We start from the raw sequence: 26380 nt of genomic DNA, 5'->3' as shown, positions 1-26380 counted from the left end.
TTCGTACCAGAATTTAATTCCTGAACAAGCTCGGAAATTTCCGACAAAAAAGGGTTGCACCCGGTTGCACCTCTGCCAGCGCACGGCTAATCTTGCCGCCAGCTGATGCCACGCAGTCGTGGCAAACATGAGGACAAAAAACATGGCTACCACCACCCTTGGCGTCAAGCTTGACGACCCGACCCGCGAGCGCCTGAAGGCTGCCGCGACCTCGATTGATCGCACGCCGCACTGGCTGATCAAGCAGGCAATTTTCAATTACCTGGAAAAACTCGAGGGTGGTGCAACCCTGACCGAGCTGAACGGTTTGACCACCGCTACTGCTGACGACGCCGGCGAAGTCCACGCCGATCACGCCCACCAGTGCTTCCTCGAATTCGCCGAAAGCATCCTGCCGCAATCGGTACTGCGCGCCTCGATCACCGCCGCCTACCGTCGCCCGGAACCGGAAGTGGTGCCGATGCTGATCGAGCAGGCACGCCTGCCGGCGCCGATGGCCGAGGCCACCAACAAGCTCGCCGCGTCCATCGCCGAAAAACTGCGTAATCAGAAGAGCGCCGGCGGCCGTGCCGGTATCGTTCAGGGCCTGCTGCAGGAATTCTCCCTGTCGTCCCAGGAAGGAGTGGCACTGATGTGCCTGGCCGAAGCGCTGCTGCGCATCCCGGACAAAGGCACCCGTGACGCACTGATCCGCGACAAGATCAGCACCGGTAACTGGCAGCCGCACCTGGGCAACAGCCCATCGCTGTTCGTCAACGCCGCCACCTGGGGCCTGCTGCTGACTGGCAAGCTGGTGTCCACCCACAACGAAGCCGGCCTGACTTCGTCCCTGAGCCGCATCATCGGCAAGAGCGGCGAGCCGATGATCCGCAAGGGCGTCGACATGGCGATGCGCCTGATGGGTGAGCAGTTCGTTACCGGCGAAACCATCGCCGAAGCCCTGGCCAACGCGAGCAAGTTCGAAGCCAAAGGCTTCCGCTACTCCTACGACATGCTCGGTGAAGCAGCGCTGACCGAACACGACGCGCAGAAATACCTGGCCTCGTACGAACAAGCCATCCACTCGATCGGCAAAGCCTCCCACGGTCGCGGGATTTATGAAGGCCCGGGCATTTCCATCAAACTGTCCGCCCTGCATCCGCGTTACAGCCGCGCCCAGTACGAGCGCGTGATGGACGAGCTGTACCCGCGCCTGCTGTCGCTGACCCTGCTGGCCAAACAATACGACATCGGCCTGAACATCGACGCCGAAGAAGCCGACCGCCTCGAGCTGTCGCTGGATCTGCTGGAGCGCCTGTGCTTCGAGCCGCAACTGACCGGCTGGAACGGTATCGGTTTCGTGATCCAGGCTTACCAGAAGCGTTGCCCGTACGTGATCGACTACGTGATCGACCTGGCTCGTCGCAGCCGTCATCGCCTGATGATCCGCCTGGTGAAAGGCGCGTACTGGGACAGCGAAATCAAGCGCGCCCAGGTCGAAGGACTGGAAGGCTATCCGGTCTACACCCGCAAGGTGTACACCGACGTTTCCTATATCGCCTGCGCACGCAAGCTGCTGTCGGTGCCGGAAGTCATCTACCCGCAATTCGCCACGCACAACGCCCACACCCTGTCGGCCATCTACCACATCGCCGGTCAGAACTATTACCCGGGCCAGTACGAGTTCCAGTGCCTGCACGGCATGGGTGAACCGCTGTACGAACAGGTCGTAGGCAAAGTTTCCGAAGGCAAGCTGAACCGTCCGTGCCGTGTGTACGCTCCGGTCGGTACTCACGAAACCCTGCTGGCCTACCTGGTGCGTCGCCTGCTGGAAAACGGCGCGAACACCTCGTTCGTCAATCGCATTGCCGACCAGTCGATTTCGATTCAGGAACTGGTGGCCGATCCGGTCGCGAGCATCGAGCAAATGGCAACCCTGGAAGGCGGCTTCGGCCTGCCGCACCCGCGCATTCCACTGCCGCGTGACCTCTATGGTTCCGAGCGCGCCAACTCCAGCGGCATCGACATGGCCAACGAACATCGCCTGGCCTCGCTGTCCTGCGCCCTGCTCGCCACCGCGCACAACAACTGGAAAGCCGCGCCGATGCTCGGTTGCGCCTCCAGCACTGAAACCCCTGCGCCGGTGCTCAACCCGTCCGATCTGCGTGATGTGGTCGGCCACGTGCAGGAAGCCACGGTCGATGACGTCGACAACGCCATTCAATGCGCCCTGAACGCCGCACCGATCTGGCAGGCCACCCCGCCCGCCGAGCGCGCCGCGATCCTGGAACGTGCCGCTGACTTGATGGAAGGCGAGATCCAGCCGCTGATGGGCCTGCTGGCCCGTGAAGCCGGCAAGACCTTCGCCAACGCCATCGCCGAAGTGCGCGAAGCCGTGGACTTCCTGCGTTACTACGCAGTGCAGGCACGCAACGACTTCACCAATGACGCCCACCGCCCATTGGGCCCGGTGGTGTGCATCAGCCCGTGGAACTTCCCGCTGGCAATCTTCAGCGGTCAGGTCGCCGCTGCGCTGGCCGCCGGTAACCCGGTACTGGCCAAACCTGCGGAACAGACGCCACTGGTGGCTGCCCAGGCCGTGCGTTTGCTGCTCGAAGCCGGGATTCCGGAAGGCGTGCTGCAACTGCTGCCGGGCCGTGGTGAAACCGTCGGTGCCGGCCTGGTCGGCGACGATCGCGTCAAGGGCGTGATGTTCACTGGCTCCACCGAAGTCGCTCGCCTGCTGCAACGCAACATCGCCGGCCGTCTGGACAGCCAGGGTCGTCCGATCCCGCTGATCGCCGAAACCGGTGGCCAGAACGCAATGATCGTCGACTCCTCGGCGCTGACCGAACAAGTCGTCATCGACGTCGTGTCTTCGGCCTTCGACAGCGCCGGCCAGCGTTGCTCGGCCCTGCGGGTACTGTGCCTGCAGGAAGACTCCGCCGACCGCGTCATCGAAATGCTCAAGGGCGCCATGGCCGAAAGCCGTCTGGGCAACCCGGAGCGCCTGTCCGTGGACATCGGCCCGGTGATCGACGCCGAAGCCAAGGCCGGCATCGAGAAGCACATCCAGGCCATGCGCGACAAAGGCCGCAGCGTGTACCAGGTGGCCATCGCCGATGCCGAGGAAGTCAAACGCGGCACTTTCGTGATGCCGACCCTGATCGAACTGGAAAGCTTCGACGAACTGCAGCGGGAGATCTTCGGCCCGGTGCTGCACGTGGTTCGCTACAAGCGCAAGGACATCGACCAGTTGATCGCTCAGATCAATGCGTCCGGCTACGGTCTGACCCTGGGCGTGCACACCCGCATCGACGAGACCATCGCCAAGGTGATCGACACCGTCAACGCCGGTAACGTCTATGTGAACCGCAACATCGTCGGTGCCGTGGTCGGCGTGCAGCCATTCGGCGGCGAAGGCCTGTCGGGTACCGGTCCGAAAGCCGGTGGTCCGTTGTACCTGTACCGCCTGCTGTCGACGCGTCCTACGGATGCCATCGAACAATCCTTCGCCCGCGCCGATGCTGCCGCGGCACCGGATGTTCGCCTGCGTGACGCCATGAGCAAGCCGCTGACCGCCCTGAAAACCTGGGCCGACAGCAACAAGTTCGCCGACCTGAGTACCCTGTGCGTGCAGTTCGCCGGTCAATCGCAAAGCGGTATCACCCGCGTCCTGGCCGGCCCGACCGGCGAGCGCAACAGCTATGCGATCCTGCCGCGTGAACACGTGCTGTGCCTGGCGGAAGTCGAAGGCGATCTGCTGACCCAACTGGCGGCGGTATTGGCGGTCGGCGGTTCGGCGGTGTGGCCGGAATCCGACCTGAGCAAGGCGCTGTTCGCACGCCTGCCGAAGGACATTCAGGCGCGCATCAAGCTGGTCGCCGACTGGAACAAGGACGAAGTGGTGTTTGATGCGGTTCTGCATCACGGCCATTCCGATCAGTTGCAGGCGGTTTGCCAGCAGGTGGCCAAGCGTGCCGGTGCCATCGTTGGTGTGCAGGGCCTGTCGCAAGGTGAATCCAACATTGCGCTGGAGCGTCTGGTGATCGAGCGGGCGTTGAGCGTCAACACCGCGGCGGCGGGTGGTAATGCGAGCTTGATGACGATCGGCTAAAACCGATAAGCCGGACGACCGCTATTGTCGCCCGGTACGCAATACCCTGTAGGAGCGAGCCTGCTCGCGATAACGGTCTGTCAGTCACATCTGTTTTGGATGTACCGCCGTTATCGCGAGCAGGCTCGCTCCTACAGTTGTTTTGGGGCGCCCGCTAAGTCGTCGCTCTGCCTCACCATCACGCAGATCAATCATCCTGTTCAACCACTATTCCCCCACCTAGACTCGGCCCATCCCAATAAAAGGTAGGCCGCCATGTCCGAGACGTTGCTCAGTTCCCGCAATCTGGCTTTCGAGCTGTATGAAGTCCTCGATGCCGAGGGCCTGACCCAGCGTGAGCGTTTCGCCGAGCACAACCGCGAAACCTTCGATGCCGCCCTCGGCACCGCCCGCAGCATTGCCGAGAAGTTCTTCGCCCCGCACAACCGCAAGGGCGATGAGAACGAGCCGCGCTATGAGGACGGCCGGGCGATTCTGATTCCGGAAGTGAAACCGGCGGTGGACGCCTTCCTCGAGGCCGGCTTCCTCAACGCCGCGCGCAGTTTCGACGCCGGTGGCATGCAACTTCCTACGCTGCTGTCCCAGGCCTGCTTCGCCCACTTTCAATCGGCCAACGCGGCATCGACTTCGTACCCGTTCCTGACCATGGGCGCGGCGAACCTGATCGAAAGCTTCGGCACCGAGGAGCAGAAACGCCGCTTCCTGCAACCGATGATCGACGGCCGCTTCTTCGGCACCATGGCCCTGACCGAGCCCCACGCCGGCTCATCCCTGTCGGATATTCGTACACGGGCCGAGCCGGCGTCCGACGGCACTTATCGCCTCAAGGGCAACAAGATCTTCATCTCCGGCGGCGATCACCCGCTGTCGGAAAACATCGTGCACATGGTCCTGGCCAAGCTGCCGGATGCGCCCCCCGGAGTGAAGGGCATTTCGCTGTTCATCGTGCCCAAGTTCCTGGTCAACGATGACGGCAGCCTGGGCAAGCGCAACGATGTGCTGCTGGCCGGCCTGTTCCACAAGATGGGCTGGCGCGGTACCACCTCCACCGCGCTGAACTTCGGCGATAACGGTGACTGCGTCGGTTATCTGGTGGGCAAGCCGCACCATGGCTTGAGCTACATGTTCCAGATGATGAACGAAGCGCGGATCGGCGTCGGCATGGGCGCGGTGATGCTCGGCTACGCGGGCTATCTGTATTCGCTGGAATACGCCCGCGAACGTCCACAAGGCCGCGTGCCCGACAGCAAGGACCCGAACACCGCACCGGTGGCGATCATCCAGCACGCCGACGTCAAGCGCATGTTGCTGACCCAGAAGGCCTACGTCGAAGGCTCCTTCGACCTCGGGCTGTACGCCGCGCGGCTGTTCGACGACACCACCACCCTTGAAACCGAAGCCGAGCGCAAACAGGCCCATGAGCTTCTGGATTTGCTGACGCCGATCGTCAAATCCTGGCCGTCGGAGTTCTGCCTGAAGGCCAACGAACTGGCGATCCAGATCCTCGGCGGCCATGGCTACACCCGCGAATACCCGGTGGAGCAGTACTACCGCGACAACCGCCTGAACCCGATCCACGAAGGCACCCACGGCATTCAGTCGTTGGACCTGCTGGGTCGCAAGCTGGCGCAGAACGGCGGTGCCGGGCTCAAGCAGTTGATCCGCCTGATTGCCGATACCGCCGAGCGTGCGCAAGCGTTCGATTCGCTTTCACCGTTGCGTGAGCCTTTGGAGAAGTTGGTGGCCCGGTTGCAGACCGTGACCATCGGCCTGCTGACGGACCTGGCGCAAGGCAAGGTCAACAGCAGCCTGGCGAACTCGGCGCTGTATCTGAAAGTGTTTGGGCACACCGTGATTGGCTGGCGCTGGCTGGAACAGGCGATTCGTGCCGAGCAAGGGTTGGCCAAGGGGAATGCGGCGGATGTGAGCTTCTATAAAGGCAAGTTGCAGGCGGCGCGGTATTTCCTGACCTGGGAAATTCCGGCTTGCCACCATGAACTGGCGATTCTTGAGGCTCGCGATGAAGTGTGTTTGAACATGCAGGATGAGTGGTTCTGACCCTGCATTTGTGGTGTAGCTGCTCGCGATGACGTCAGCGAAAAATATGCATCAACCCAGCTTGAACCCACCCATCTGCCGCGCCAAATCATCCGCCAACCGCTGCAACGTCTGGCAGTCCTCGCGGCAAGCCCTGACCTCCCCCGCCGTCGCCCGCGCCAGATCGGAAATCCCCTGAACGTTGCGGTTGATCTCCTCGGTCACCGCCGACTGCTCTTCCGTCGCCGTCGCCACCTGATGGTTCATATCGCTGATGCGCTCGACCTGCCCGGTAATCGCCGTCAACGACGCCCCGGTGCGCTGGCTCGATTCGACACCGGTTCCGGTGGCCGCCTGCCCGCTGTGCATCGACGACACGGCGTTCTCCGCTCCTTGCTTGAGGCTGCCGATCATCTGCTGGATCTCGTCGGTGGACGATTGTGTGCGTCGGGCCAGGGTCCGCACTTCGTCGGCCACCACGGCAAAGCCACGCCCCATGTCCCCGGCCCGCGCCGCTTCGATGGCCGCATTCAGCGCCAGGAGGTTGGTCTGCTCGGAAATCCCGCGAATCACCGCCAGCACCTGATCGATCGACGCCACCTGATCCGCCAGCTCGCCCACGGCGCTGGCGGCAACGCCGATTTCATCGGACATGCTTTCGATATGACGAATCGAACCGCCCACCACTTCCCGCGCCTGGATAGCTTCATCCCGGGCATTTTGCGAAGCCACTGCCGCGTTTCCGGCGTTTTGCGCAATGTCCTGCACGGTCAGGCCCATTTCATGGACAGCAGTGGCGACCATGTCGGTCATCTCCTGCTGACGCCCGGAACGCTCGGCGGTGTTATCCACCACCCGCGCCACCTGACCGACCGCCGTACGCAGGCGTTCGCTGGTGGTCAAGACTTCACCAATCATGTCGCGCTGGCTGTCGAGGAAACGATTGAAACCGCGCGCCAGGTCGCCAAGCTCATCGGCGCGGCTGGCGTCCAATCGGTGGGTCAAATCGCCACCACCGCTACCGATGGCTACCAGTGCGGCTGTTACCTGACGGATCGGTCGCACCAGCCCACGGGCCAGCAACACCACCAGCAACAGGCACACCAACGCCACCGCCAGGCCGATGCCGCTGCTCATCCACATCGCGCGGCGCGCCTCGGCGTAGATCTGTGCCTGTGGCACTTCGGCCACCAGGGTCCAACCCAGATCACGCAACGGCAGGCTCAATGCCAGATAGTCCTCGCCATCGCGGACGAAGCTGCTGCTGGCGGCGGCATTTTTTTGACCCATGACGGCTTGCGCCGCCGACGGGCCAATCTGTTCGCTCAGGGTGCGCTTGCCGCTGTATTGCGCCTCGGGGTGCACCTGGATCAAACCGTCGGAACGCACGAGATAGACCTTGCCGCGCGCCCCGAAGCTGAAGTTGTGGATCAGCTCCGACAGCTCTTTCATGCTCAGCCCGAGCCCGGCGACGCCAACGACTTTTCCGGCTTTTTCCACCTTGATGTCGATGAAAAGCGCCAATTCTCCGGTGGCCGTGTCGTTGTCGATATTGAGGGTGCGCGGCTGGTTGCTGTCGAGGAACGAGTAGAACCAGGCGTCCTTGGGGTTGGAACGGCTCAGGGTGCGGTCCAGGCCTTTCTCGGTGATGTAGTGATTGGAAGCGGTGCCGATGATCAGCGCGGTGAAGGCCTTGTGCTCGGCGCGAATGCCTTCCAGATACTGCGCAAATGCGGGGGTCTGGGCAGTGCTCTCACCTTCGGCCAGCCAGTCGCGCACCATGCTGTTGCTGGCGATGTCCTTGGCGGCGGTCAGGGGTTGGACGAGGATGCGCTCGATGTCGTTGCGCATCGCTTCGATGCTCGACGGCAGCGCTTGTTCGACCAGATAGCTCTGGGCGAGGCGGTTGACCACGAGGGTATAAATGCCAACCACGATCAGCACGCTGACCAGCAGGGCGGTGCCCATGCTGAGGATCAACTGCCATTGAATACTGCGTCGCCAGAACTGCATGGAGCACCCCCAAAGAATAAGAGGCTGAAACACTGCAACAGCCATGCCGATCGTATACAACGTGTTCGACAATTTATTCTTTGGTTGTGCGCAAAGCCGATCAGGCCTGATTGATCGTCTTGGAAATCACTTCAACCGTGGCGCTGACTTGCTCTTGGTAACGGTCGAGTTCGAGCTTGTGCTGCTTTTGCATTTCGATCTGCTGCGAACACAGGTTCATCGCAGCCAGCACCAACAGGCGGTCGCCGATCAGGGCAGGGTACTTCTTTTTGGTTTCCGTCAGGGCGGCCTTGAGCATCAACGCCGCGTCCAGCAACGTCTGCTCTTCACCTTCCGGCGCCTTGATCGAATAGTCCTCCCCCAGGATCGAGACGACTTTTACTCCGGCACCGTAACTCATGCGCTGACAGGGCCTGCGCTCACGCGCTCAACCAGGGCCTGGATGCGTGCGGCGGTGGCGCCTTGTTTCTCTTCCTGTTCCATCAGGCTCAGTTGCAGGCTTTCGTTTTCATCCTTGGCCTGGGCCAGTTCTGCGCTCAGGGTCTGATTGGTGCCGAGCAAAGTCTGGTTCTGTTGCACCAGGTCGCTGACCAGTTGTTCCAATTGGCTTAGGGATGCTTCCAACATTTTGATTTTCCAGGCATTTTCAAAGGGCGCGTACGATAAAGAAAAGTCACTGTGGATGCCAGGGTTTAACAGGCGCAAAGCCTTGATTTTGCTGGCGAGTGACCTTTCTCGCGAACTTTAGAGACTGTGATTGACCGATCTGGTTCCTGCACTTCGTCGCCCGCCCTTTGTAGGAGCGAGCCTGCTCGCGATGGTGGCACAGGCACCGTGTGCTTTCCGGCAGCCCTCGTTATCGTTCACGACCATCGCGAGCAGGCTCGCTCCTACAAGGGTAAGAGGCAACCAAAAAGCTTTTTGACAGCATCACATTTCAACAGGTTAGAATCGCTGGCACGCAGACTGCATGGTCAGTTTGTGCCCGTCTTTCAGCTTTCTGGAGTACTGCCTTTGAATGCGACGACCATCAACAGCCTGTTCTTGATCGGCGCGTTGCTGGTAGGTGCGAGCATTCTGGTGAGCTCACTTTCGTCCCGCCTCGGCATCCCGATTCTGGTGATCATCCTGGCCGTGGGCATGGCCGCCGGCGTCGATGGCGGCGGCATCATCTTCAACAACTACCCCACGGCTTATCTGGTCGGCAACCTGGCATTGGCAGTGATCCTGCTCGACGGTGGCTTGCGCACACGGGTGTCGAGCTTCCGGGTGGCGTTATGGCCCGCGCTGTCGCTGGCCACGGTCGGGGTACTGATTACCACCGGGCTGACCGGCATGGCCGCGGCCTGGCTGTTCGACCTGAACCTGATCCAGGGCCTGCTGATCGGCGCCATTGTCGGCTCCACCGACGCCGCGGCGGTGTTCTCGCTGCTGGGTGGCAAAGGCCTGAACGAACGGGTCACGGCGAGTCTGGAAATCGAATCCGGCAGCAACGACCCGATGGCGGTGTTCCTCACCGTGACCCTGATCGACATGCTCGCCAGCGGCCAGACCGGCCTGCACTGGAGCCTGTTGACTCACCTGCTGCGCGAATTCGGTATCGGTGGCGTCATCGGCCTGGGCGGCGGCTGGCTCATGCTGCAACTGGTCAACCGCATCAACCTGGCCACCGGTCTTTATCCGATCCTGGTCATCGCCGGTGGCCTGGTGGTCTTTGCCCTGACCAACGCCCTGCACGGCAGCGGCTTCCTGGCGGTGTACCTGTGCGGCCTGGTGATTGGCAACCGTCCGGTGCGCAGTCGTCACGGCATTCTGCACATGCTCGACGGCATGGCCTGGCTGGCGCAGATCGGCATGTTCCTGGTGCTGGGCCTGCTGGTCACGCCCCATGACCTGCTGCCGATTGCCCTGCCGGCACTGGCACTGGCGTTGTGGATGATCCTGTTTGCCCGGCCGCTCTCCGTAATCGTCGGCCTGTTGCCGTTCAAGGCGTTCCACGGACGCGAGAAGGCCTTTATCTCCTGGGTCGGCCTGCGCGGCGCGGTCCCGATCATTCTGGCGGTGTTCCCGTTGATGGCGGGCCTGCCCAACGCCCAGCTCTATTTCAACCTCGCCTTCTTTATCGTGCTGGTGTCGCTGCTGGTGCAGGGCACGAGCCTGCCGTGGATCGCCAAGCTGCTGAAAGTGACGGTGCCACCGGAACCCGCCCCCATCTCCCGCTCGGCGCTGGAAGTGCACGTCACCAGCGAATGGGAGCTGTTCGTTTATCGCCTCGGTGCTGAAAAATGGTGCATCGGTTCGCACCTGCGTGAACTGAAAATGCCCGAGGGCACCCGGATTGCTGCCCTGTTTCGAGGCGAACAACTGCTCCATCCGTCGGGTAGTACGGTGCTGGAAGTCGACGATTTACTCTGCGTAATCGGCCATGAACACAACCTGCCGGCCCTGGGAAAACTGTTCAGCCAGGCACCGCAACGGGGCCTCGATTTGCGCTTCTTCGGCGACTTCGTACTCGAAGGAGACGCCCAGCTGGCCGCGGTTGCCGCCCTGTACGGGTTGAAGGTCGAAGGCATCGATCCGGACATGTCCCTGGCCCGCTTCATTGCCCAGAAAGTGGGTGGTGCTCCAGTGGTCGGCGACCAGGTGGAATGGAACAACACCATCTGGACCGTCGCGGTCATGGACGGGAACAAGATCGGCAAAGTGGGCGTCAGATTCCCCGAAGGAAGTCGCCCGGGCCCCGGGTTGTTCCTCTAAACTCCATTCTTCGCCTCGTACTTTGATCGGTCTTTATGTCAAGCCTGCGCACCTTTTTCGCCGTGGTCCTGTTGGGCCTGAGTCTCTCCGTCGGCACCCTGCAAGCCGCCGAACCGCCCACCCGAGAATCCGTACAGGCGAGCCTGGACAAGATCGCCGACCGCAAGCTGCCGGAGGCTGACCAGAAGGCGTTGCAGTCGGTGTTGCAAGGCACGCTGACCCAGCTCAACAACCGTCGCGACTACGAGCAGAAACTCAACGATCTCAAGCAGCAGCTGGCGACCGCGCCCAAGCAGACCATCGAGAACCAGCGCGAGCTGACGCGCCTGAAGGCCAGCGCCGTGGTGCCGGTGGCGCAACGCTTTACCAAGGAGTCGATCCAGCAGCTGGAGCAAATGCTCACCGAGCGCTCGACCCAGCAAGCCGACCTGCAAAAAGCCCTGTCTGACGCCAACAGCCTGATCATTACCGCCCAGACGCGCCCCGAACGCGCGCAGGCCGAGATCGCCAGCAGCCAGACGCGCATCCAGCAGATCAACAACATCCTCAAGACCGGCAAGGACAGCGGCAAGGCCCTGAGCGCCGAGCAGCGCGACCAGCTCAACGCCGAATTGGCGGCACTCAACGCCCTGATCCCCCTGCGCCGCCAGGAACTGGCCGGCAACACCCAGCTGCAAGACCTCGGCAACAGCCAGCATGACTTGCTGTCGGAGCGCTCCGACCGACTGGATCAGGAGATCCAGGAACTGCAAAACCTGATCAACCAGAAGCGCCTGGCACAGTCCCAGGAGACGGTGACCCAGCAGTCCATCGAGGCGCAAAAGGCCGGTGGCAGCAGCCTGTTGGCCACCGAAAGCGCCACCAACCTGAGGCTTTCCGATTACCTGCTCAAAAGCACCGACCGCCTCAACGAAGTCACCCAGAAAAACCTGCAGACCAAGCAGCAACTCGATAGCGTGACCCAGAGCGATGCCGCCCTGGACGAGCAGATCAACGTACTCAAGGGCAGCCTGCTGCTGTCGAAGATTCTCTACAAACAGAAACAGGCCTTGCCACGCCTGCGGGTCGACCGCGACCTGGCCGACCAGATCGCCGACATTCGCCTGTATCAGTTCGAAGTCAGCCAGCAACGGGAGTTGCTCAGCAGTCCGGCCACTTACGTCGACAACCTGCTCTCGACCCAACCGCCCGAGCAAGTCACCCCGCAGCTGCGCAAAAGCCTGCTGGAGCTGGCCACCACCCGCGCGGACCTGCTGGAGCGGCTCAATCGTGAACTGAGCGCGGTACTCAACGAGTCCATCACCCTGCAACTGAACCAGAAACAGCTGCTGAGCACCGCGCAAAGCCTGCGGGCAACGCTCGATGAGCAGATGTTCTGGATCCCCAGCAACAAGCCGCTGGATCTGGAGTGGGTGCGTGGCGTGCCTGATCGCCTGATGCGCCAGCTAGACGCCCTGCCCCTGGCTTCGAGTCTGAGTGAGCTGACTGATGGCCTGACCCAGCGCCCATTATTGTTCCTGCCACTGGCGCTGCTGATCGGTGCGCTGCTGTGGCGCCGCAAGCAGCTGTACGCCCGACTGAACAAGGTCCACCAGGACATCGGCCACTTCAAGCGCGACAGTCAGTGGCACACCCCGCAAGCGATTCTGATCAATATCCTGCTGGCAATGCCGGTGACGCTGGGCCTGGGGCTGTGTGGCCTGGCCCTGCAAATAGACGCACGCGGACAGAACGCCAACATGGGCGCGGCCCTGATGCAAATGGCCGGCGCCTGGCTGGTGTTCTACACCGCCTACCGGGTCCTGGCGCCAGGCGGCGTGGCGGAGCTGCATTTCCGCTGGGAAAAACCTCAGGTCGAATTCCTCCGCGGCTGGGTCCGCCGGCTCGGCATGGTGGTGATGGCGCTGGTCGCCGTGGTGGCGGTTGCCGAACTGCAGCCGGCGATCCTCGCCGACGATGTACTGGGCATGCCGGTGGTGCTGATCTGCTACGCCTTGATGACCTGGTTGCTCAGCCGCCTGCTGATCAGCAGCCCGACCCACGAAAACGCCTCGCTGTTCCGCAAGGCCGTGGCCATCATGTTCACTGCCCTGCCGGTCGCTTTGTTCGTCGCCGTGTGCTTTGGCTACTACTACACCGCACTGAAGCTCAGTGACCGGTTGATCAACACCCTGTACCTGCTGATGTTCTGGATCGTGATCGAAGCCACCTTCGTGCGCGGCCTCAGCGTCGCGGCACGCCGCCTGGCCTACCAACGCGCCCTGGCCAAGCGCCAGGCCGCCAAGGAAGCGGGCGACGGCGAAGCGGTGATCGAAGAGCCGAGCATGGACATCGAGAAGGTCAACGAACAGTCCCTGCGCCTGATCCGCCTGGCACTGCTCGGCGGCTTCATGGCGCTGTTGTACTGGGTCTGGGCCGACCTGATCACGGTGTTCTCGTACCTGGACAACGTCACCCTGTACGAATACACCAGCGGCACCGGCGCCAACATGAGCATGGTGCCGATCAGCATCGGCGACATGCTCGGCGCGCTGATCATCATCGGCATCACCTTCGCCCTGGCGCGCAACCTGCCGGGCCTGCTGGAGGTGTTCGTCCTGTCCAAGCTGGACCTGGCCCAGGGCAGCGCCTACGCCACCACGACGCTGCTGTCCTACGCGATCGCCGGCATCGGCTTCGTCTCGACGCTGTCGACCCTCGGCGTGAGCTGGGACAAGTTGCAGTGGCTGGTGGCGGCGCTGTCGGTCGGCCTGGGTTTCGGCATGCAGGAAATCTTCGCCAACTTCATCTCCGGCATCATGATCCTGTTCGAACGCCCGGTGCGGATCGGCGACACCATCACCATCGGCAACCTGTCGGGCACGGTGAGCAAGATCCGCATCCGCGCCACGACCATCACCGATTTCGACCGCAAGGACATCATCGTCCCGAACAAGACGTTCATTACCGGGCAACTGATCAACTGGTCGCTGACCGACACCATCACCCGGGTAACGCTCAAGCTCGGCGTCGACTACGGTTCGGACCTGGATCTGGTCAAGGAACTGTTGCTCAAGGCCGCGCGGGAGAACCCACGGGTGCTCAAGGAACCGGAGCCCCACGTGTACTTCCTGAACTTCGGCGAAAGCACCCTCGACCACGAACTGCGCATGCATGTGCGCGACCTCGGCGACCGCAACCCGGTGATCGATGAGGTCAACCGCTACATCAACCGCGAGTTCAAGAAGCAGCACATCAACATCTCGTTCCGGCAGATGGAGGTCTACCTCAAGAACCTGCACGGCCAGGAATACAAGATGGTGCCCATCGAGCCGGAAGCGAAAACCATCGTGCCGCTCAACGATGACAAGCAACCGCCTCTCGCGCCGCCAGCCGCCAAACTCGACTAAGCGGCCATTCCCCAGCAGAATGCTCGGACATTCTGCTGGAGACGGCCTTTGAAAGCCCTCGACGAACTGACCTTCGATAATCGCTTCGACCGCTTGGGCGATGCGTTTTCCGCCCATGTGCTGCCCGAGCCGATCGACAATCCGCGCCTGGTAGTCGCAAGCACAGCCGCCATGGCCCTGCTGGATCTCGACCCGGCCGTGGCCGAAACCCCGGAGTTCGCCGAGCTGTTCAGCGGCCACAAGCTGTGGGCCGATGCGATCCCGAGGGCGATGGTCTATTCCGGCCACCAGTTCGGTTCCTACAACCCGCAGCTGGGTGACGGGCGCGGCTTGTTGCTGGGTGAGGTGTACAACGCGGCCGGCGAGCATTGGGACCTGCACCTCAAGGGCGCCGGGCAGACACCCTTCTCGCGCATGGGTGATGGACGCGCGGTACTGCGTTCCTCAATCCGCGAATTTCTCGCCTCCGAAGCCCTGCACGCGCTGAATATCCCGACCACCCGGGCCCTGTGCGTGATCGGCTCCGACACGCCAGTCTGGCGCGAGAAACGGGAGAGTGCGGCCATGGTCCTGCGCCTGGCGCCGAGCCATGTGCGCTTTGGCCATTTCGAATACTTCTACTACACCAAGCGCCCCGAACAGCAGAAAGCACTCGGCGAGCACGTGCTGGCCATGCATTTCCCCGAGTGCCTTGAACAGCCGGAACCGTATCTGGCGATGTTCCGCGAAGTCGTCGAACGCAATGCCGAACTGATCGCCAAATGGCAGGCCTACGGCTTCTGCCACGGGGTGATGAACACCGACAACATGTCGATCCTGGGCATTACTTTCGACTTCGGCCCGTTCGCCTTCCTCGACGACTTCGACGCCAATTTCATCTGCAACCACTCCGATGATCAGGGCCGCTACTCCTTCAGCAACCAGGTGCCGATCGGCCAATGGAACCTCAGTGCCCTGGCCCAGGCCCTGACGCCGTTCATCAGCGTCGAGGCCCTGCGCGAAACCCTGGGCCTGTACCTGCCGCTGTTCCAGGCCCACTACCTGGACCTGATGCGCCGCCGCCTGGGCCTCACCACCGCTGAGGACGACGACCAGAAACTGCTGGAGCAACTGCTGCAACTGATGCAGAACAGCGGCGTCGACTACAGCCTGTTCTTCCGCCGCCTGGGCGAAGAATCACCACAAGCGGCCATCGCTCGCCTGCGTGACGACTTCGTCGACCTCAAGGGCTTCGACGCCTGGGGCGAGCTTTACATCGCCCGGGTCGCCCGCGAAGGCGAACTCGACCAGGAACAGCGTCGCCAACGGATGCATGCGGTCAATCCGCTGTACATCCTGCGCAACTACCTGGCGCAAAGGGCTATCGAAGCGGCGGAAAAAGGCGATTACTTGGAAGTCCGCCGGCTGCATGCGGTGCTGAGCAATCCGTTCGAGGAGCAGCCGGGGATGGAGAGCTATGCAGAGCGGCCACCGGAGTGGGGCAAGCATCTGGAGATCAGTTGTTCGTCGTGAGGCAGGTCAGATAAAGACATCCACCGGCACATTGAATCGCTCGGCCAACCAGCGGATCTGCCGCAGGTTGAGCTGGCGCTTTCCGCTCAGGATCTCGGATACAACCGACTGAGGGCCGACACCTGGCAGATCGCTTTGAGTCAGTCCGTGTTCGCGCATCATGTAACCAAGCACTTCAGCACCCGTGGCTTCGGGCATAGGTCGATGCTTATGGTCCCATTCCTCAATCCAGTCGCCGATGATATCCACCAAGCTCATAAGAGGATGCGACTCGTCAACACCGGTCATCTCGAGTAACTCGTCGAGTGCCTGCACCAGCGCGTCATAGTCGTCTTCGTTTTTGGGTTTACGCAGCAATGGCGATACGAACTCCCAATGTTCGGCCGCGTTTTTGATCAGAACGCTCATGTTCATCCCTCCTTCCATTTACCGCGGTCATATTCGCGGTGATCCAGCACATGTTTGATGTAGATTTTTTGATGCGGATATCGAACATAGGCAATCAGCCGCAATTTGTTACCGCCGATATCGAAAACGTGAAACTCACCGACCTTGTCGGTTGCAGGAAATGAAGATTTCATTTCCGCAAAATCCCTTGGCTTGACGCGCTTCGCGGTTCGATACCACTGGTCCAATGCGCTGGCCGCTTGCGGCCACTTTTCCTTGGCGTCCCAGATTCGTTTTTCGGAAAACACTCGCATGCAATATCCTTATCGCATTTTGCTATGGGAAGTTAATCACAGATCAAAAATATCGCAAGTTGCGATAACCATAGACAGACCAGCGGTCTGGCTCAGCAGGACTCAGCCTAGTTTTATCGCCAGACAGTGCGCGATTGAAATATGAGCAAACGTCTCCAACTAGGAGTTATCAGCTTCCAATTGGACTATCTGTCATGCCCGAACCACTCCTCATCCCCTGCCCCCACTGCAACGGCCTCAACCGCATCCCCGCCGAGCGAATGGGCGATCACCCCAAATGCGGTCGCTGCAAATCCGACGTCCTGCTGAACAAGCCTTTCGAACTGAAACAGGGTGACTACGCCAGTCAGATCAAGGGCGATCTGCCGCTGTTGGTGGACGTCTGGGCGGATTGGTGTGGGCCGTGCAAGTCGTTTGCACCGGTGTTCGAGCAGGCGGCCGGGCAGTTGGCGGGCAAGTGTCGGCTGGCCAAGCTCGACAGCGAGGCGAACCAGCAGCTGTCGGCGCAGCTGGGGATTCGTTCGATCCCGAGCCTGATTCTGTTCAAGAACGGCCGAGAAGTGGCGCGTCAGAGCGGGGCGTTTCCGTTGCCGCAGTTGATGAGTTGGTTGCGTAGCCAGGGGATTTAATGGCCGCGCTGATCCACATGTAGGAGCGAGCCTGCTCGCGAAGGCGGTGTAACAGTCAAAATAGTGGTGACATTCCGCTTTCGCGAGCAGGCTCGCTCCTACATTAGAAATCAGGCGTTTTCGAGCAGGTTGTGCAACTCGACAAACTGCTGCGTCAGCTTGTGCCGTGGGTCCAGGTGGATCAGCGGCGTATTGGCCTGGTGGGATTCACGCATGCGCACCGAGCTGCCCAGGTAAACCGGCAACACCGGCAGGCCTTCGGCGATCAATTCGTCGAGCATCTGCTGAGGCAGGCTGGCACGGGCCTGGAACTGATTGACCACGATCCCTTCAACCGCCAGCCCTTCATTGTGGTCCTCTTTCAATTCTTCGATTTCCGCCAGCAGGCCATACAGCGCCTGACGCGAAAAACTGTCGCAATCGAAAGGAATCAACACACGATCAGCGGCAATCAGCGCCGAAACTGCGTAAAAATTCAACGCAGGAGGCGTATCGAGGTAAATGCGGTCGTAGTCCCCGTCGAGCTCTTCGAGCAACTTACGCAGCTTGTTGATCTTGTGCTTGGCCTCGAGTTTTGGCTGCAAGTCCGCGAGTTCCGCCGTGGCGGTGATGACGTGGAGGTTATCGAACGGAGTTTCGTAAATATCGACCTGGCCTTTCTTGGAGAAAGGCCCGGAAGACAAGGTCTGCTTGAAGAAATCGGCGATACCCATCGGAATATCGTCACCGGTGAGCCCCGTCAGGTATTGGGTGGAGTTGGCCTGGGCATCGAGATCCACCAACAGGGTGCGATAGCCCTCGCTGGCGCTGACCGCCGCCAGATTGCAGGCAATGCTGGATTTGCCTACGCCACCTTTCTGATTGAACACCACGCGCCGCATGTCAAAACCTCCGTGTATCAAAGAATGACCGAGTGTAGTGGTGCACGGCATGGCTTAGCTACCTCCTCGAGAACGGGACTACACAGTCATCGGCAATCTCCCGCAGAAAGGACGGCAAGCTCGCGCATCAGACTCATCCAGACCCGACAGACGGGAAGTCTGGTAATACGAATAATTGGCAACTACTCGATTTTCACGATCAAGTGGGTGTAACCGGTTGTGCAAAATGTAACCAGCATTTGCTACACGTTCCCGGCACCGGGATAATGCCCAGCACTCTGCGCCAGGCGCCACGCAGAGGAAGTCGGTTATCTGCCACTTGCCGCGCCAAACAAGCCCTCCAGGGCGGGAAAAAATGTCTGTGATCAATTTCAACATCGCCCAATGGCGCGCTTGGGCCCCGGGGCTTGAAAGCGTGGACGATTGGCAGGCATGGAGCCGACAACCGGTCGAGTTGCCGGCCAGCGATGCCGCACCAGACGTTTCGTTCCTGCCCGCCATGCAACGCCGGCGCCTGAGTCGATTGGCGCGGATGGCGTTCAGCGTCGGCTGGTCATTGGCCGAGGGCCATCAGTCGTTGCCGCTGGTATTCGTTTCCCGTCACGGTGAAACCCCGCGCACCGTCGATATCCTCAGCGACCTCGCAGCCGAGCAGCCGCTGTCACCCACCCAATTCAGCCTTTCAGTGCACAACGCGATCATTGGCCTGTGGTCGATCATGCGCGGCGAAACCAGCGAAATGACCGCCCTGGCCGCCGGCGGCGATGGCCTGGAGCACGGCATGCTGGAAGCTGCGGCCCTGCTCGCTGAAGGCGCGAGCGCGGTCTTGCTGGTGGTCACCGAAGAGCAGCCGCCGCAGGCGTATTCGACCTGGATCGACGACGTGCCGTTTCCCTATGCACTCGGCATGCTGATCACGCCCGGCAATGACTGGCAGCTGTCCCTGAACAGCCCCTCGGATGCGTTGTCCAAAGCCCGATGGCCACACGCGTTGAATCTGTTGCGCGCGCTGCTCGGCCAGCAAACCACCTGCCAACATGCCTGGAAAAATCGTGTATGGACCTGGCAACGCAACCTGTGACCGAGAAAAACCGCGACGCCTACCACTGGCGCCTGCTGGCCACCGCCGCAAGCTTCGCCCTGTTCGGGCTAGGCGGGCTGTGCCTGCGCCTGGTGGTTTTTCCGTTGCTGAGCTGCCTGCCGGGCGACGCCATGGCCCATCGGTCGCGCGCACGGCAAACCGTCAGTCGCTGCTTCTGGTTTTTCGTGCGGTTCATGGCCCGTGCCGGGGTGCTGACCTACGACATTCAGGGCGCGGAAAAACTCGGCCGCCCCGGGCAGATGATCGTCGCCAATCACCCTTCACTGATCGACGTGGTATTCCTGATCGGCCTGGTGCGCCACGCCAACTGCGTGGTCAAGCAAAGCCTCTTCGAAAACCCGTTCACCCGCGCGCCGCTGCGCCGCACCCAATACATCAGCAACGACGGCAGCATGGACATGCTCGATGCCGCCGCCGATGCCTTGAAAAGCGGCCAGACCCTGATCATCTTTCCCGAAGGCACCCGCACCCAGCCGGGCCAGGCGCCGGCCTTTCATCGGGGGGGTGCGGCAATTGCCCTGCGGGGTGCGAAAATCCTCACCCCTGTGGTGATCCGGGTCAGCCCGACGACTTTGACCAAGGCCGAGCCCTGGTACCGCATCCCCAAACGCCGCGTGCACTTCAGTTTTCGTGTCGGCGCCGATATAGACCCGCAGGCCTTCGCCGCGCTGGGTCCGGCCCCTCAGGCCTCACGCAAGCTCAACGATTACCTGCATTCTTACTTCATCAAGGAGCTCGCCGAAGATGAGCGATCTGAACACCGATAGCCTGAACCGGGACATCAAAGCATTGATCATCGAAGCCCTCGGCCTCGAAGACATCAGCGTCGAAGACATCGGCGACCAGCAGACGCTGTTTGGCGAAGGCCTGGGCCTGGACTCGGTGGACGCCCTGGAACTGGGCCTGGCCATCCAGAAAAAGTACGGCATCAAGATCGACGCTGACGCCAAGGACACCCGCAACCACTTCAGCAACGTGGCGAGCCTTGCGGCGTTCGTCACCGCAAAACAGGCAGCTTGAGACCGGACCATGCAAACTCGTGACGACATTTTCAACACACTGCGCGATGCCCTGGTCGAGCTGTTCGAGCTGGACCCCAAGCGGGTGAGCCTCGAATCCAACCTGTACCAGGACCTGGAAATCGACAGCATCGATGCCGTCGACCTGATCGATCACATCAAACGTCAGACCGGCAAGAAAATCGCCGCCGAAGAATTCAAATCGGTGCGCACCGTCAGTGACGTGGTCGAGGCGGTCTACCGTCTTGTTCAACCCGCCGCATGAGTCGACTGATCGGCCTTGGCCTGCTGCTGGCGGGCCTGCTGTACCCCTTCGCGGTGTATTTCGGCATGGAGCATTTCGCCCCGTGGCAGTTCGGCCTGATGCTGGGCAGCCTGTGGCTGGCCCGCGTGCTCACCGGCAAACGCCAGCCCGGCAGCCTGTGGATGGCCCTGGTGGCGATTGTTTTTTGCCTGTTGCTGGCGTTGTTCGATAACCCGGCGCTGCTGCGCTGGTACCCGGTACTGATCAGCGCCTTCATGCTGGCGCTGTTTGGCGGCAGCCTGATGTACGGGATGCCCGTGGTTGAACGCCTGGCCCGGGTGCGTGAACCGGATCTGCCGGACGAAGGCATTCGCTACACCCGCCAGGTCACCATCGCCTGGAGCGTGTTTTTTCTCTGCAACGGCCTGTGTGCCGCCGCCCTGACGCTTTGGGCGCCGCTGAGCTGGTGGATGGTCTACACCGGGCTGATCTCCTACGGATTGATCGGCCTGATGTTCGCCATTGAACTGCTCGTAAGAATACGGGTACGAGGCCGTATATGAATTGGATAAAACTTGAGCACCTGCTGCTCAAGGCCCAGCCGGCGCGCGCCGCAGCGGTCGCGCCGGCCCTGAATCACGGCCAACTGTGCGAACAGGCCCTGAGCCTGGCCGCCGGCCTCAAGGCACGGGGCGCCCGGCGCATCGCCGTGCACCTGGAAGATGCCGCCGACCTGGCGATTGCCCTGCTGGGTGCCTGGCGCGCCGGGGTCAGCGTGTTGCTGCCCGCCGACCTGCAACCCCAGACCCGCCAGCGCTGGTCGAATGACGTCGACCTGTGGTTGACCGATCTGCCTGAAGACGCGCACCTGAACGATTTCAAGAAGCCGCCGCTGGCCGCCGCCGAGCTGGATCTGGACCGCTGCACCCTGAGCCTGTGCACCTCCGGCTCCAGCGGCGAGCCCAAGCGCATCGAAAAAAGCCTGCGCCAACTGGTCAATGAAGTCGAAGCCCTGGAGCGACTGTGGGGCGCTGATCTAGGTTCGGCATGCATCATCGGCAGCGTCGCCACCCAACACATTTATGGCCTGCTGTTTCGCGTGTTGTGGCCGCTGTGCGCCGGGCGAACGTTCGTGCGCAAGCAACTGGCGTTTCCGGAAGACCTGCAACGCGCCAGCCGCGAGCAGGCGGCATTTGCCTGGGTGGCCAGCCCGGCGCTGCTCAAGCGCATGGGCGACAACCTCGACTGGCCGGCCTTGAGCGCGGTGCGGCGCGTGTTCTCCTCCGGTGGTGCATTGCCCGCCGAGGCTGCACAAAGCCTGCACGAGCGCCTGCAGCAATGGCCGACGGAAATTTTCGGCAGCTCGGAAACCGGTGGCATCGCCTGGCGTCAGGGGCCCGACCTGTGGCAGCCCTTCGCCGATGTGCAGCTCCAACAGGACAGCGACGGCGCCCTGTTGATCGCTTCGCCCTACTTGCCTGAAGCCCATATCGAACACACCGCCGATGCCGCACGTATCGCGGCGGACGGCCGTTTCGAGCTGCTCGGTCGGCTGGACCGGATCGTCAAGCTTGAAGAAAAACGCATCTCGCTGCCCATGCTGGAGCAGGCGCTAGTGGCCCATGAATGGGTCGCCGAAGCACGGCTCGCCGTGGTCCAGGAAAACCGCGCCTCGCTGGGGGCGTTGCTGGTGCTAAGCGAGACCGGACTGCACGCCTTGCGCAATCAAGGTCGACGCACGCTCACTGAAACTTTGCGCCAATACCTGAGCCAGCACTGCGAAACCCTGGCGCTGCCACGGCGTTGGCGTTTGCTGCGACAAATGCCCCTGAATGCGCAAGGCAAACTGCCCCAGGCGGATGTCGAAGCCCTGTTGCTGGCGCCGCGCCCCAAAGCACCTCAGGTGCTGGAGCAGACCGAGGTCAACGGCGAATGGAGCTTGCAACTGGCCGTGCCCCCGGACCTGGCCTACTTCAGCGGGCACTTCCCTAAAGCCCCGGTATTGCCCGGCGTGGTGCAAGTCGAGTGGGCCATGAGCCTGGGTCAGCAACTGATGAACCTTCCGGAAAAATTCGCCGGCATGGAAGTCCTGAAATTCCAGCAGCTGGTGCGACCGGGGGATGAAATCCAGCTGCATCTGCGCTTCGACCTGACCCGGGGCAAACTGTATTTCGCCTATCGCAATGAAACCGCCACCTGCTCCAGTGGGCGGATTTTGCTGGAGGCTGAGCATGTGTAATTCAGGCGAGTGCTGCGCACTCGATCGCGAGCAGGCTCGCTCCTACAAGGTCAGCGCAAATCCACTGTGGGAGCGAGCCTGCTCGCGATGCAGGCACCTCGGTCTGGCAGGTACACGCCAAGATGCATAACCCCTGCGCCATCGTCCCGGTCTACAACCACGAAACCGCGATCACCACGGTGGTCGACGCGCTGCTGACCAGCGGCCTGCCGTGCATCCTGGTGGACGATGCCAGCGATCAATCCTGCGCCAGGGTCCTCGATCAATTGGCCCACCGCGATAACGTCCACCTGATTCGCCTCGCCGCCAATCAGGGCAAGGGCGGTGCCGTCATGACCGGCCTGCGTGAAGCGGGTCGACTGGGCTTCAGCCACGCCCTGCAGGTGGACGCCGACGGCCAGCACGATCTGCAAGACGTCGCGCGCTTCATCGAACACTCACGCGCCCATCCCGACGCCGTGATCTGCGGCTATCCGCAATACGACGCCAGCGTACCCAAGGGCCGCCTGTACGCCCGCTACCTGACCCACGTCATGGTGTGGATCAACACCCTGTCGTTGCAGATTCGCGATTCCATGTGCGGCTTCCGCGTCTATCCCCTGCCGCCGGTGCTGGCGTTGATCGACACCGCCAGGATTGGCAAGCGCATGGATTTCGACTCGGACATTCTGGTGCGCCTGGCCTGGCGCAATCAGCCGATGCAATGGCTGCACACCAGGGTCCATTACCCATTGGACGGTGTTTCGCACTTCCGGATGTTCCACGACAACGTCCTGATATCGAGCATGCACACTCGCCTGTTCTTCGGCATGTTGCTGCGCTCGCCCGTGATCCTCTGGCGACGGTGGCGATCTTGAGCAGCGACAAGCAACACTGGGCCGACCGCGAGGAGCGCGGCAGCTTCTGGCTGATGAAGCTCACCGCCTTCGGCGCCAAAGTCCTCGGCCGCCGGATGCTGAGCCCGGTGCTGTACGGCATCGTCTTGTACTTTTTCCTGTTCGGACGCACCGCACGCCATAGCGCCTGGCAGTACCAGCAACGCCTGGCCGACTGGAGTGCCCGACCCGAGCTGCGCCCGACCCACTGGCGCGTGTTCGGCCAGTTCATGGCCTTCGCCGACTCGATGCTCGACAAACTCGACGTGTGGAACCGCAAGTTGAGTATCGAGCAGATCGAAATCATCGACCCGGCGCTGCTGCGCCACCAGTTGCGCGGCAGCCGCGGGCAGATGCTGGTGGGGGCTCATCTGGGCAATCTGGAAGTCTGCCGCGCGCTGGCGGAGATCGGCGAGAAGGTGACCATGAACGTGCTGGTGCACACCAAGCACGCCGAGCAGTTCAACCGTTTGCTGGGCGAAGCCGGGGCGACCAATTTGCGCCTGATTCAGGTCAGTGAACTGGATCCGGTGATCATGCTGCAACTGCACGAGCGCCTGGAGCGCGGTGAGTGGCTGGCGATTGCCGGCGACCGCGTGCCCCTGCATGGCGGGCGCAGCGTGACCGTGGACTTTCTCGGCCATCCGGCCAGGTTCCCCCAGGGCCCGTGGCTGCTGGCCGGCCTGCTGAAATGCCCGATCCACCTGCTAATGTGCCTGAAGAAACCCGACGGCCACTATCGCCTGACCATCGAGCCCTTCGCCCAGGCCATCACCTGGAAGCGCAGCGATCGCGAGCAGGTCATTCATCAGTGGGCCTCCCGCTATGCCGAGCGCCTGGGTCACTATTGCCTCGAAGCGCCCCGACAATGGTTCAACTTTTACCCTTTCTGGAAGACCGATGACGACGCCAACGCTTGAGCCGGTAACTTTCGGCGAACTCCCTTTGCGCATCGAAGACGTGCTGGCCGTGGCCAACCGTCAGGCCCCCGCGCAGTTGCAGGGCGACCCCGCCTACCGCGAGCGCATCGCCAAGGGCGCGCGTTTCCTCGATTCGCTGCTGGACAAGGAAGGCGTGATCTATGGCGTGACCACCGGTTACGGCGATTCCTGCGTGGTGGCAGTGCCGCTGCATCACGTCGAGGCGCTGCCGCAGCACCTGTTCACCTTCCACGGTTGCGGGCTGGGCAAGCTGCTCGACGCCCAGGCCACCCGCGCGGTGCTGGCGGCGCGTTTGCAGTCGCTGTGCCACGGGGTTTCCGGGGTGCGCGTGGAATTGCTGGAGCGCCTGCAAGCGTTCCTTGAACACGACATTTTGCCGCTGATCCCGGAGGAAGGTTCGGTGGGCGCCAGCGGCGACCTGACGCCGCTGTCCTATGTCGCCGCGACCCTGTCCGGCGAGCGCGAAGTGATGTATCGCGGCGAGCGCAGGCAAGCCGCCGACGTACACCGCGAACTGGGCTGGCAGCCGCTGGTGCTGCGTCCGAAAGAGGCCCTGGCGCTGATGAACGGCACGGCGGTGATGACCGGCCTCGCCTGCCTGGCCTACGCCCGCGCCGATTACCTGCTGCAACTGGCAACCCGCATCACCGCGCTGAACGTGGTCGCCCTGCAAGGCAACCCGGAGCATTTCGACGAGCGTCTATTCGCCGCCAAGCCGCATCCGGGGCAGATGCAAGTCGCCGCCTGGTTGCGCAAGGACCTGGCCATCGACGCGCCGACCGCGCCGCTGCACCGCCTGCAGGACCGCTATTCCCTGCGCTGCGCGCCCCACGTCCTCGGCGTGCTGGCGGACAGCCTGAACTGGCTGCGTTCGTTCATCGAAATCGAGCTCAACAGCGCCAACGACAACCCGATCATCGACGCCGAAGCCGAGCGCGTGCTGCACGGCGGGCACTTCTATGGCGGCCATATCGCCTTCGCCATGGACAGCCTGAAGAACCTCGTGGCCAACGTCGCCGACCTGCTGGATCGCCAGCTCGCGCTGCTGGTAGACGAACGCTACAACCACGGCCTGCCGAGCAACCTGTCCGGCGCCAGCGCCGAGCGCGCCATGCTCAACCACGGCTTCAAGGCCGTGCAGATCGGCGCCAGCGCCTGGACCGCCGAAGCACTGAAAAACACCATGCCGGCCAGCGTGTTCTCGCGCTCCACCGAGTGCCACAACCAGGACAAGGTAAGCATGGGCACCATCGCCGCCCGCGATGCGATTCGTGTGCTGGAGCTGACCGAACAGGTCGCCGCCGCTACCCTGCTGGCGGCCAACCAGGGCGTGTGGCTGCGCGGGCAAGCCGAAGATGCGCGGCCGCTGCCACCGGCCCTGGCTGCCATGCACGAAGAACTGGCCGCAGACTTTGCGCCGGTGATCGAAGACCGCGCCCTGGAGGGCGAACTGCGCCTGTGCCTGCAACGCATCGCCGAACAACACTGGAGGCTGCATGCGTAGCAAGGGCGTGCTTCACACCGATACGCAAATCCTCGTGCCGTTCTTCGACGTGGACAGCATGAACGTGGTCTGGCACGGCCATTACGTGAAGTACCTGGAAGTCGCCCGCTGCGCGTTGCTGGACAAGATCGGCCACAATTACACCGCCATGTCCGAGTCTGGCTACGCCTGGCCGGTGATCGACCTGCAACTGCGCTACATACGCGGTGCCGTGTTCGGTCAGAAGCTGAATGTGCGGGCCAATCTGGTGGAGTGGGAGAACCGTCTGAAGATCAATTACCTGATCAGCGACCTGGAAACCGGCGAACGCATGACCCGCGCCGTCTCCGTGCAGGTCGCCGTCGACATGGGCACTCGCGAGATGCTGCTGGCTTCGCCGAAAGTCTTCACCGACGCGGTCGAGAGGGTCTTGCCATGATGCTCACCCGATCCCCTGTAGGA

22 protein-coding genes are annotated in these 26380 nt (G+C 62.1%); 16 read left to right on the top strand and 6 right to left on the bottom strand.

What is annotated here, in order from left to right; genetic code table 11:
- The first annotated feature begins 142 nt into the window (after positions 1–142).
- Positions 143–4096: a trifunctional transcriptional regulator/proline dehydrogenase/L-glutamate gamma-semialdehyde dehydrogenase gene (gene putA / locus DKY63_RS21950; RefSeq protein ID WP_110966006.1), complete on the top strand. Its 3954-nt coding sequence runs from the start codon at positions 143–145 to the stop codon at positions 4094–4096.
- 255 nt (positions 4097–4351) lie between these two features.
- The gene (locus tag DKY63_RS21945) at positions 4352–6154 is read left to right on the top strand and encodes an acyl-CoA dehydrogenase (protein ID WP_110966005.1); all 1803 of its coding nucleotides are present in this window, start codon (positions 4352–4354) and stop codon (positions 6152–6154) included.
- 51 nt (positions 6155–6205) lie between these two features.
- On the opposite strand, the gene DKY63_RS21940 is transcribed toward DKY63_RS21945, so the two are convergent.
- From DKY63_RS21940 to DKY63_RS21930, 3 genes are all read right to left on the bottom strand, one after another.
- Positions 6206–8146: a methyl-accepting chemotaxis protein gene (locus DKY63_RS21940; RefSeq protein ID WP_110966004.1), complete on the bottom strand. Its 1941-nt coding sequence runs from the start codon at positions 8144–8146 to the stop codon at positions 6206–6208.
- A 100-nt stretch (positions 8147–8246) separates the two neighbouring features.
- Positions 8247–8546 carry a cell division protein ZapA gene (locus DKY63_RS21935; protein WP_110966003.1) on the bottom strand — a complete coding sequence of 100 codons (300 nt, stop codon included), beginning with the start codon at positions 8544–8546 and terminating at the stop codon, positions 8247–8249.
- Positions 8543–8773, bottom strand: a complete 231-nt coding sequence (locus DKY63_RS21930; RefSeq protein ID WP_008149645.1) for a hypothetical protein — start codon at positions 8771–8773, stop codon at positions 8543–8545. Before DKY63_RS21930 ends, DKY63_RS21935 begins: the two co-directional genes overlap by 4 nt.
- 387 nt (positions 8774–9160) lie before the next feature.
- Here DKY63_RS21930 and DKY63_RS21925 point away from each other — a divergent pair, with 387 nt between their 5' ends.
- From DKY63_RS21925 to selO, 3 genes are read left to right on the top strand one after another with little or no spacing between them, the layout of a single operon-like run.
- A complete protein-coding gene (locus DKY63_RS21925; RefSeq protein WP_110966002.1) occupies positions 9161–10903 on the top strand; it encodes a potassium/proton antiporter in 1743 nt (580 codons plus the stop codon).
- Positions 10904–10938: 35 nt separating this feature from the next.
- Positions 10939–14292 (top strand): mechanosensitive channel MscK, encoded by a 3354-nt coding sequence (gene mscK, locus DKY63_RS21920; protein ID WP_110966001.1) that lies wholly within the window; start codon positions 10939–10941, stop codon positions 14290–14292.
- A 48-nt stretch (positions 14293–14340) separates the two neighbouring features.
- On the top strand, positions 14341–15804 hold the full coding sequence (gene selO / locus DKY63_RS21915; protein ID WP_110966000.1) for a protein adenylyltransferase SelO: 1464 nt from the start codon (positions 14341–14343) through the stop codon (positions 15802–15804).
- Positions 15805–15810: 6 nt separating this feature from the next.
- Here selO and DKY63_RS21910 read toward each other — a convergent pair whose 3' ends face one another.
- Positions 15811–16212 (bottom strand): helix-turn-helix domain-containing protein, encoded by a 402-nt coding sequence (locus DKY63_RS21910; RefSeq protein ID WP_110965999.1) that lies wholly within the window; start codon positions 16210–16212, stop codon positions 15811–15813.
- 2 nt (positions 16213–16214) lie between these two features.
- Positions 16215–16505 (bottom strand): type II toxin-antitoxin system HigB family toxin, encoded by a 291-nt coding sequence (locus tag DKY63_RS21905; protein ID WP_110965998.1) that lies wholly within the window; start codon positions 16503–16505, stop codon positions 16215–16217.
- 194 nt (positions 16506–16699) lie between these two features.
- Here DKY63_RS21905 and trxC point away from each other — a divergent pair, with 194 nt between their 5' ends.
- Positions 16700–17134 carry a thioredoxin TrxC gene (gene trxC / locus DKY63_RS21900; RefSeq protein WP_110965997.1) on the top strand — a complete coding sequence of 145 codons (435 nt, stop codon included), beginning with the start codon at positions 16700–16702 and terminating at the stop codon, positions 17132–17134.
- A 110-nt stretch (positions 17135–17244) separates the two neighbouring features.
- Here the strand turns inward: trxC and DKY63_RS21895 are convergent, their stop codons facing one another.
- Positions 17245–18015 carry a ParA family protein gene (locus tag DKY63_RS21895; RefSeq protein ID WP_110965996.1) on the bottom strand — a complete coding sequence of 257 codons (771 nt, stop codon included), beginning with the start codon at positions 18013–18015 and terminating at the stop codon, positions 17245–17247.
- 355 nt (positions 18016–18370) lie between these two features.
- Here DKY63_RS21895 and DKY63_RS21890 point away from each other — a divergent pair, with 355 nt between their 5' ends.
- The 10 genes from DKY63_RS21890 to DKY63_RS21845 all read left to right on the top strand — a co-directional run bounded on the left by DKY63_RS21890 (position 18371) and on the right by DKY63_RS21845 (position 26357).
- Positions 18371–19096 carry a beta-ketoacyl synthase chain length factor gene (locus DKY63_RS21890; protein WP_110965995.1) on the top strand — a complete coding sequence of 242 codons (726 nt, stop codon included), beginning with the start codon at positions 18371–18373 and terminating at the stop codon, positions 19094–19096.
- Positions 19072–19884, top strand: coding sequence for a lysophospholipid acyltransferase family protein (locus tag DKY63_RS21885; protein ID WP_110965994.1), 813 nt, complete (start codon positions 19072–19074; stop codon positions 19882–19884). Before DKY63_RS21890 ends, DKY63_RS21885 begins: the two co-directional genes overlap by 25 nt.
- Entirely contained in the window at positions 19862–20137 is a 276-nt protein-coding gene (locus DKY63_RS21880) for a phosphopantetheine-binding protein (RefSeq protein WP_110965993.1), read from the top strand. Before DKY63_RS21885 ends, DKY63_RS21880 begins: the two co-directional genes overlap by 23 nt.
- 9 nt (positions 20138–20146) lie before the next feature.
- Entirely contained in the window at positions 20147–20401 is a 255-nt protein-coding gene (locus DKY63_RS21875; protein ID WP_110965992.1) for an acyl carrier protein, read from the top strand.
- Positions 20398–20943: a hypothetical protein gene (locus tag DKY63_RS21870; RefSeq protein WP_110965991.1), complete on the top strand. Its 546-nt coding sequence runs from the start codon at positions 20398–20400 to the stop codon at positions 20941–20943. The genes DKY63_RS21875 and DKY63_RS21870 overlap by 4 nt, the downstream gene beginning before the upstream one ends.
- Complete coding sequence (locus DKY63_RS21865) at positions 20940–22619, top strand: acyl-CoA synthetase family protein (RefSeq protein ID WP_110965990.1); 1680 nt, start codon at positions 20940–20942, stop codon at positions 22617–22619. The genes DKY63_RS21870 and DKY63_RS21865 overlap by 4 nt, the downstream gene beginning before the upstream one ends.
- 122 nt (positions 22620–22741) lie before the next feature.
- On the top strand, positions 22742–23476 hold the full coding sequence (locus DKY63_RS21860; protein ID WP_110965989.1) for a glycosyltransferase family 2 protein: 735 nt from the start codon (positions 22742–22744) through the stop codon (positions 23474–23476).
- A 53-nt stretch (positions 23477–23529) separates the two neighbouring features.
- Positions 23530–24414, top strand: coding sequence for a glycosyl transferase (locus DKY63_RS21855; protein ID WP_430523166.1), 885 nt, complete (start codon positions 23530–23532; stop codon positions 24412–24414).
- Positions 24395–25939 (top strand): HAL/PAL/TAL family ammonia-lyase, encoded by a 1545-nt coding sequence (locus tag DKY63_RS21850; RefSeq protein ID WP_110965987.1) that lies wholly within the window; start codon positions 24395–24397, stop codon positions 25937–25939. The genes DKY63_RS21855 and DKY63_RS21850 overlap by 20 nt, the downstream gene beginning before the upstream one ends.
- A complete protein-coding gene (locus DKY63_RS21845; RefSeq protein ID WP_110965986.1) occupies positions 25932–26357 on the top strand; it encodes an acyl-CoA thioesterase in 426 nt (141 codons plus the stop codon). The genes DKY63_RS21850 and DKY63_RS21845 overlap by 8 nt, the downstream gene beginning before the upstream one ends.
- Positions 26358–26380: the final 23 nt, after the last annotated feature.

Origin of the sequence: Pseudomonas putida, from assembly GCF_003228315.1 — a bacterium.
GTDB lineage: Bacteria > Pseudomonadota > Gammaproteobacteria > Pseudomonadales > Pseudomonadaceae > Aquipseudomonas > Aquipseudomonas putida_S.
This window is presented reverse-complemented; position numbering and strand designations above follow the sequence as displayed.

What these genes read in the sequence shown, in the direction of transcription:
- putA (WP_110966006.1), top strand. Translation starts at nt 143, where the DNA reads ATGGCTACCACCACCCTTGGCGTCAAGCTTGACGACCCGACCCGCGAG.
- DKY63_RS21945 (WP_110966005.1), top strand. Translation starts at nt 4,352, where the DNA reads ATGTCCGAGACGTTGCTCAGTTCCCGCAATCTGGCTTTCGAGCTGTAT.
- DKY63_RS21940 (WP_110966004.1), bottom strand. Translation starts at nt 8,146, where the DNA reads ATGCAGTTCTGGCGACGCAGTATTCAATGGCAGTTGATCCTCAGCATG.
- DKY63_RS21935 (WP_110966003.1), bottom strand. Translation starts at nt 8,546, where the DNA reads ATGAGTTACGGTGCCGGAGTAAAAGTCGTCTCGATCCTGGGGGAGGAC.
- DKY63_RS21930 (WP_008149645.1), bottom strand. Translation starts at nt 8,773, where the DNA reads ATGTTGGAAGCATCCCTAAGCCAATTGGAACAACTGGTCAGCGACCTG.
- mscK (WP_110966001.1), top strand. Translation starts at nt 10,939, where the DNA reads ATGTCAAGCCTGCGCACCTTTTTCGCCGTGGTCCTGTTGGGCCTGAGT.
- DKY63_RS21910 (WP_110965999.1), bottom strand. Translation starts at nt 16,212, where the DNA reads ATGAGCGTTCTGATCAAAAACGCGGCCGAACATTGGGAGTTCGTATCG.
- DKY63_RS21905 (WP_110965998.1), bottom strand. Translation starts at nt 16,505, where the DNA reads ATGCGAGTGTTTTCCGAAAAACGAATCTGGGACGCCAAGGAAAAGTGG.
- trxC (WP_110965997.1), top strand. Translation starts at nt 16,700, where the DNA reads ATGCCCGAACCACTCCTCATCCCCTGCCCCCACTGCAACGGCCTCAAC.
- DKY63_RS21895 (WP_110965996.1), bottom strand. Translation starts at nt 18,015, where the DNA reads ATGCGGCGCGTGGTGTTCAATCAGAAAGGTGGCGTAGGCAAATCCAGC.
- DKY63_RS21890 (WP_110965995.1), top strand. Translation starts at nt 18,371, where the DNA reads ATGTCTGTGATCAATTTCAACATCGCCCAATGGCGCGCTTGGGCCCCG.
- DKY63_RS21885 (WP_110965994.1), top strand. Translation starts at nt 19,072, where the DNA reads ATGGACCTGGCAACGCAACCTGTGACCGAGAAAAACCGCGACGCCTAC.
- DKY63_RS21880 (WP_110965993.1), top strand. Translation starts at nt 19,862, where the DNA reads ATGAGCGATCTGAACACCGATAGCCTGAACCGGGACATCAAAGCATTG.
- DKY63_RS21875 (WP_110965992.1), top strand. Translation starts at nt 20,147, where the DNA reads ATGCAAACTCGTGACGACATTTTCAACACACTGCGCGATGCCCTGGTC.
- DKY63_RS21870 (WP_110965991.1), top strand. Translation starts at nt 20,398, where the DNA reads ATGAGTCGACTGATCGGCCTTGGCCTGCTGCTGGCGGGCCTGCTGTAC.
- DKY63_RS21865 (WP_110965990.1), top strand. Translation starts at nt 20,940, where the DNA reads ATGAATTGGATAAAACTTGAGCACCTGCTGCTCAAGGCCCAGCCGGCG.
- DKY63_RS21860 (WP_110965989.1), top strand. Translation starts at nt 22,742, where the DNA reads ATGCATAACCCCTGCGCCATCGTCCCGGTCTACAACCACGAAACCGCG.
- DKY63_RS21855 (WP_430523166.1), top strand. Translation starts at nt 23,530, where the DNA reads ATGAAGCTCACCGCCTTCGGCGCCAAAGTCCTCGGCCGCCGGATGCTG.
- DKY63_RS21850 (WP_110965987.1), top strand. Translation starts at nt 24,395, where the DNA reads ATGACGACGCCAACGCTTGAGCCGGTAACTTTCGGCGAACTCCCTTTG.
- DKY63_RS21845 (WP_110965986.1), top strand. Translation starts at nt 25,932, where the DNA reads ATGCGTAGCAAGGGCGTGCTTCACACCGATACGCAAATCCTCGTGCCG.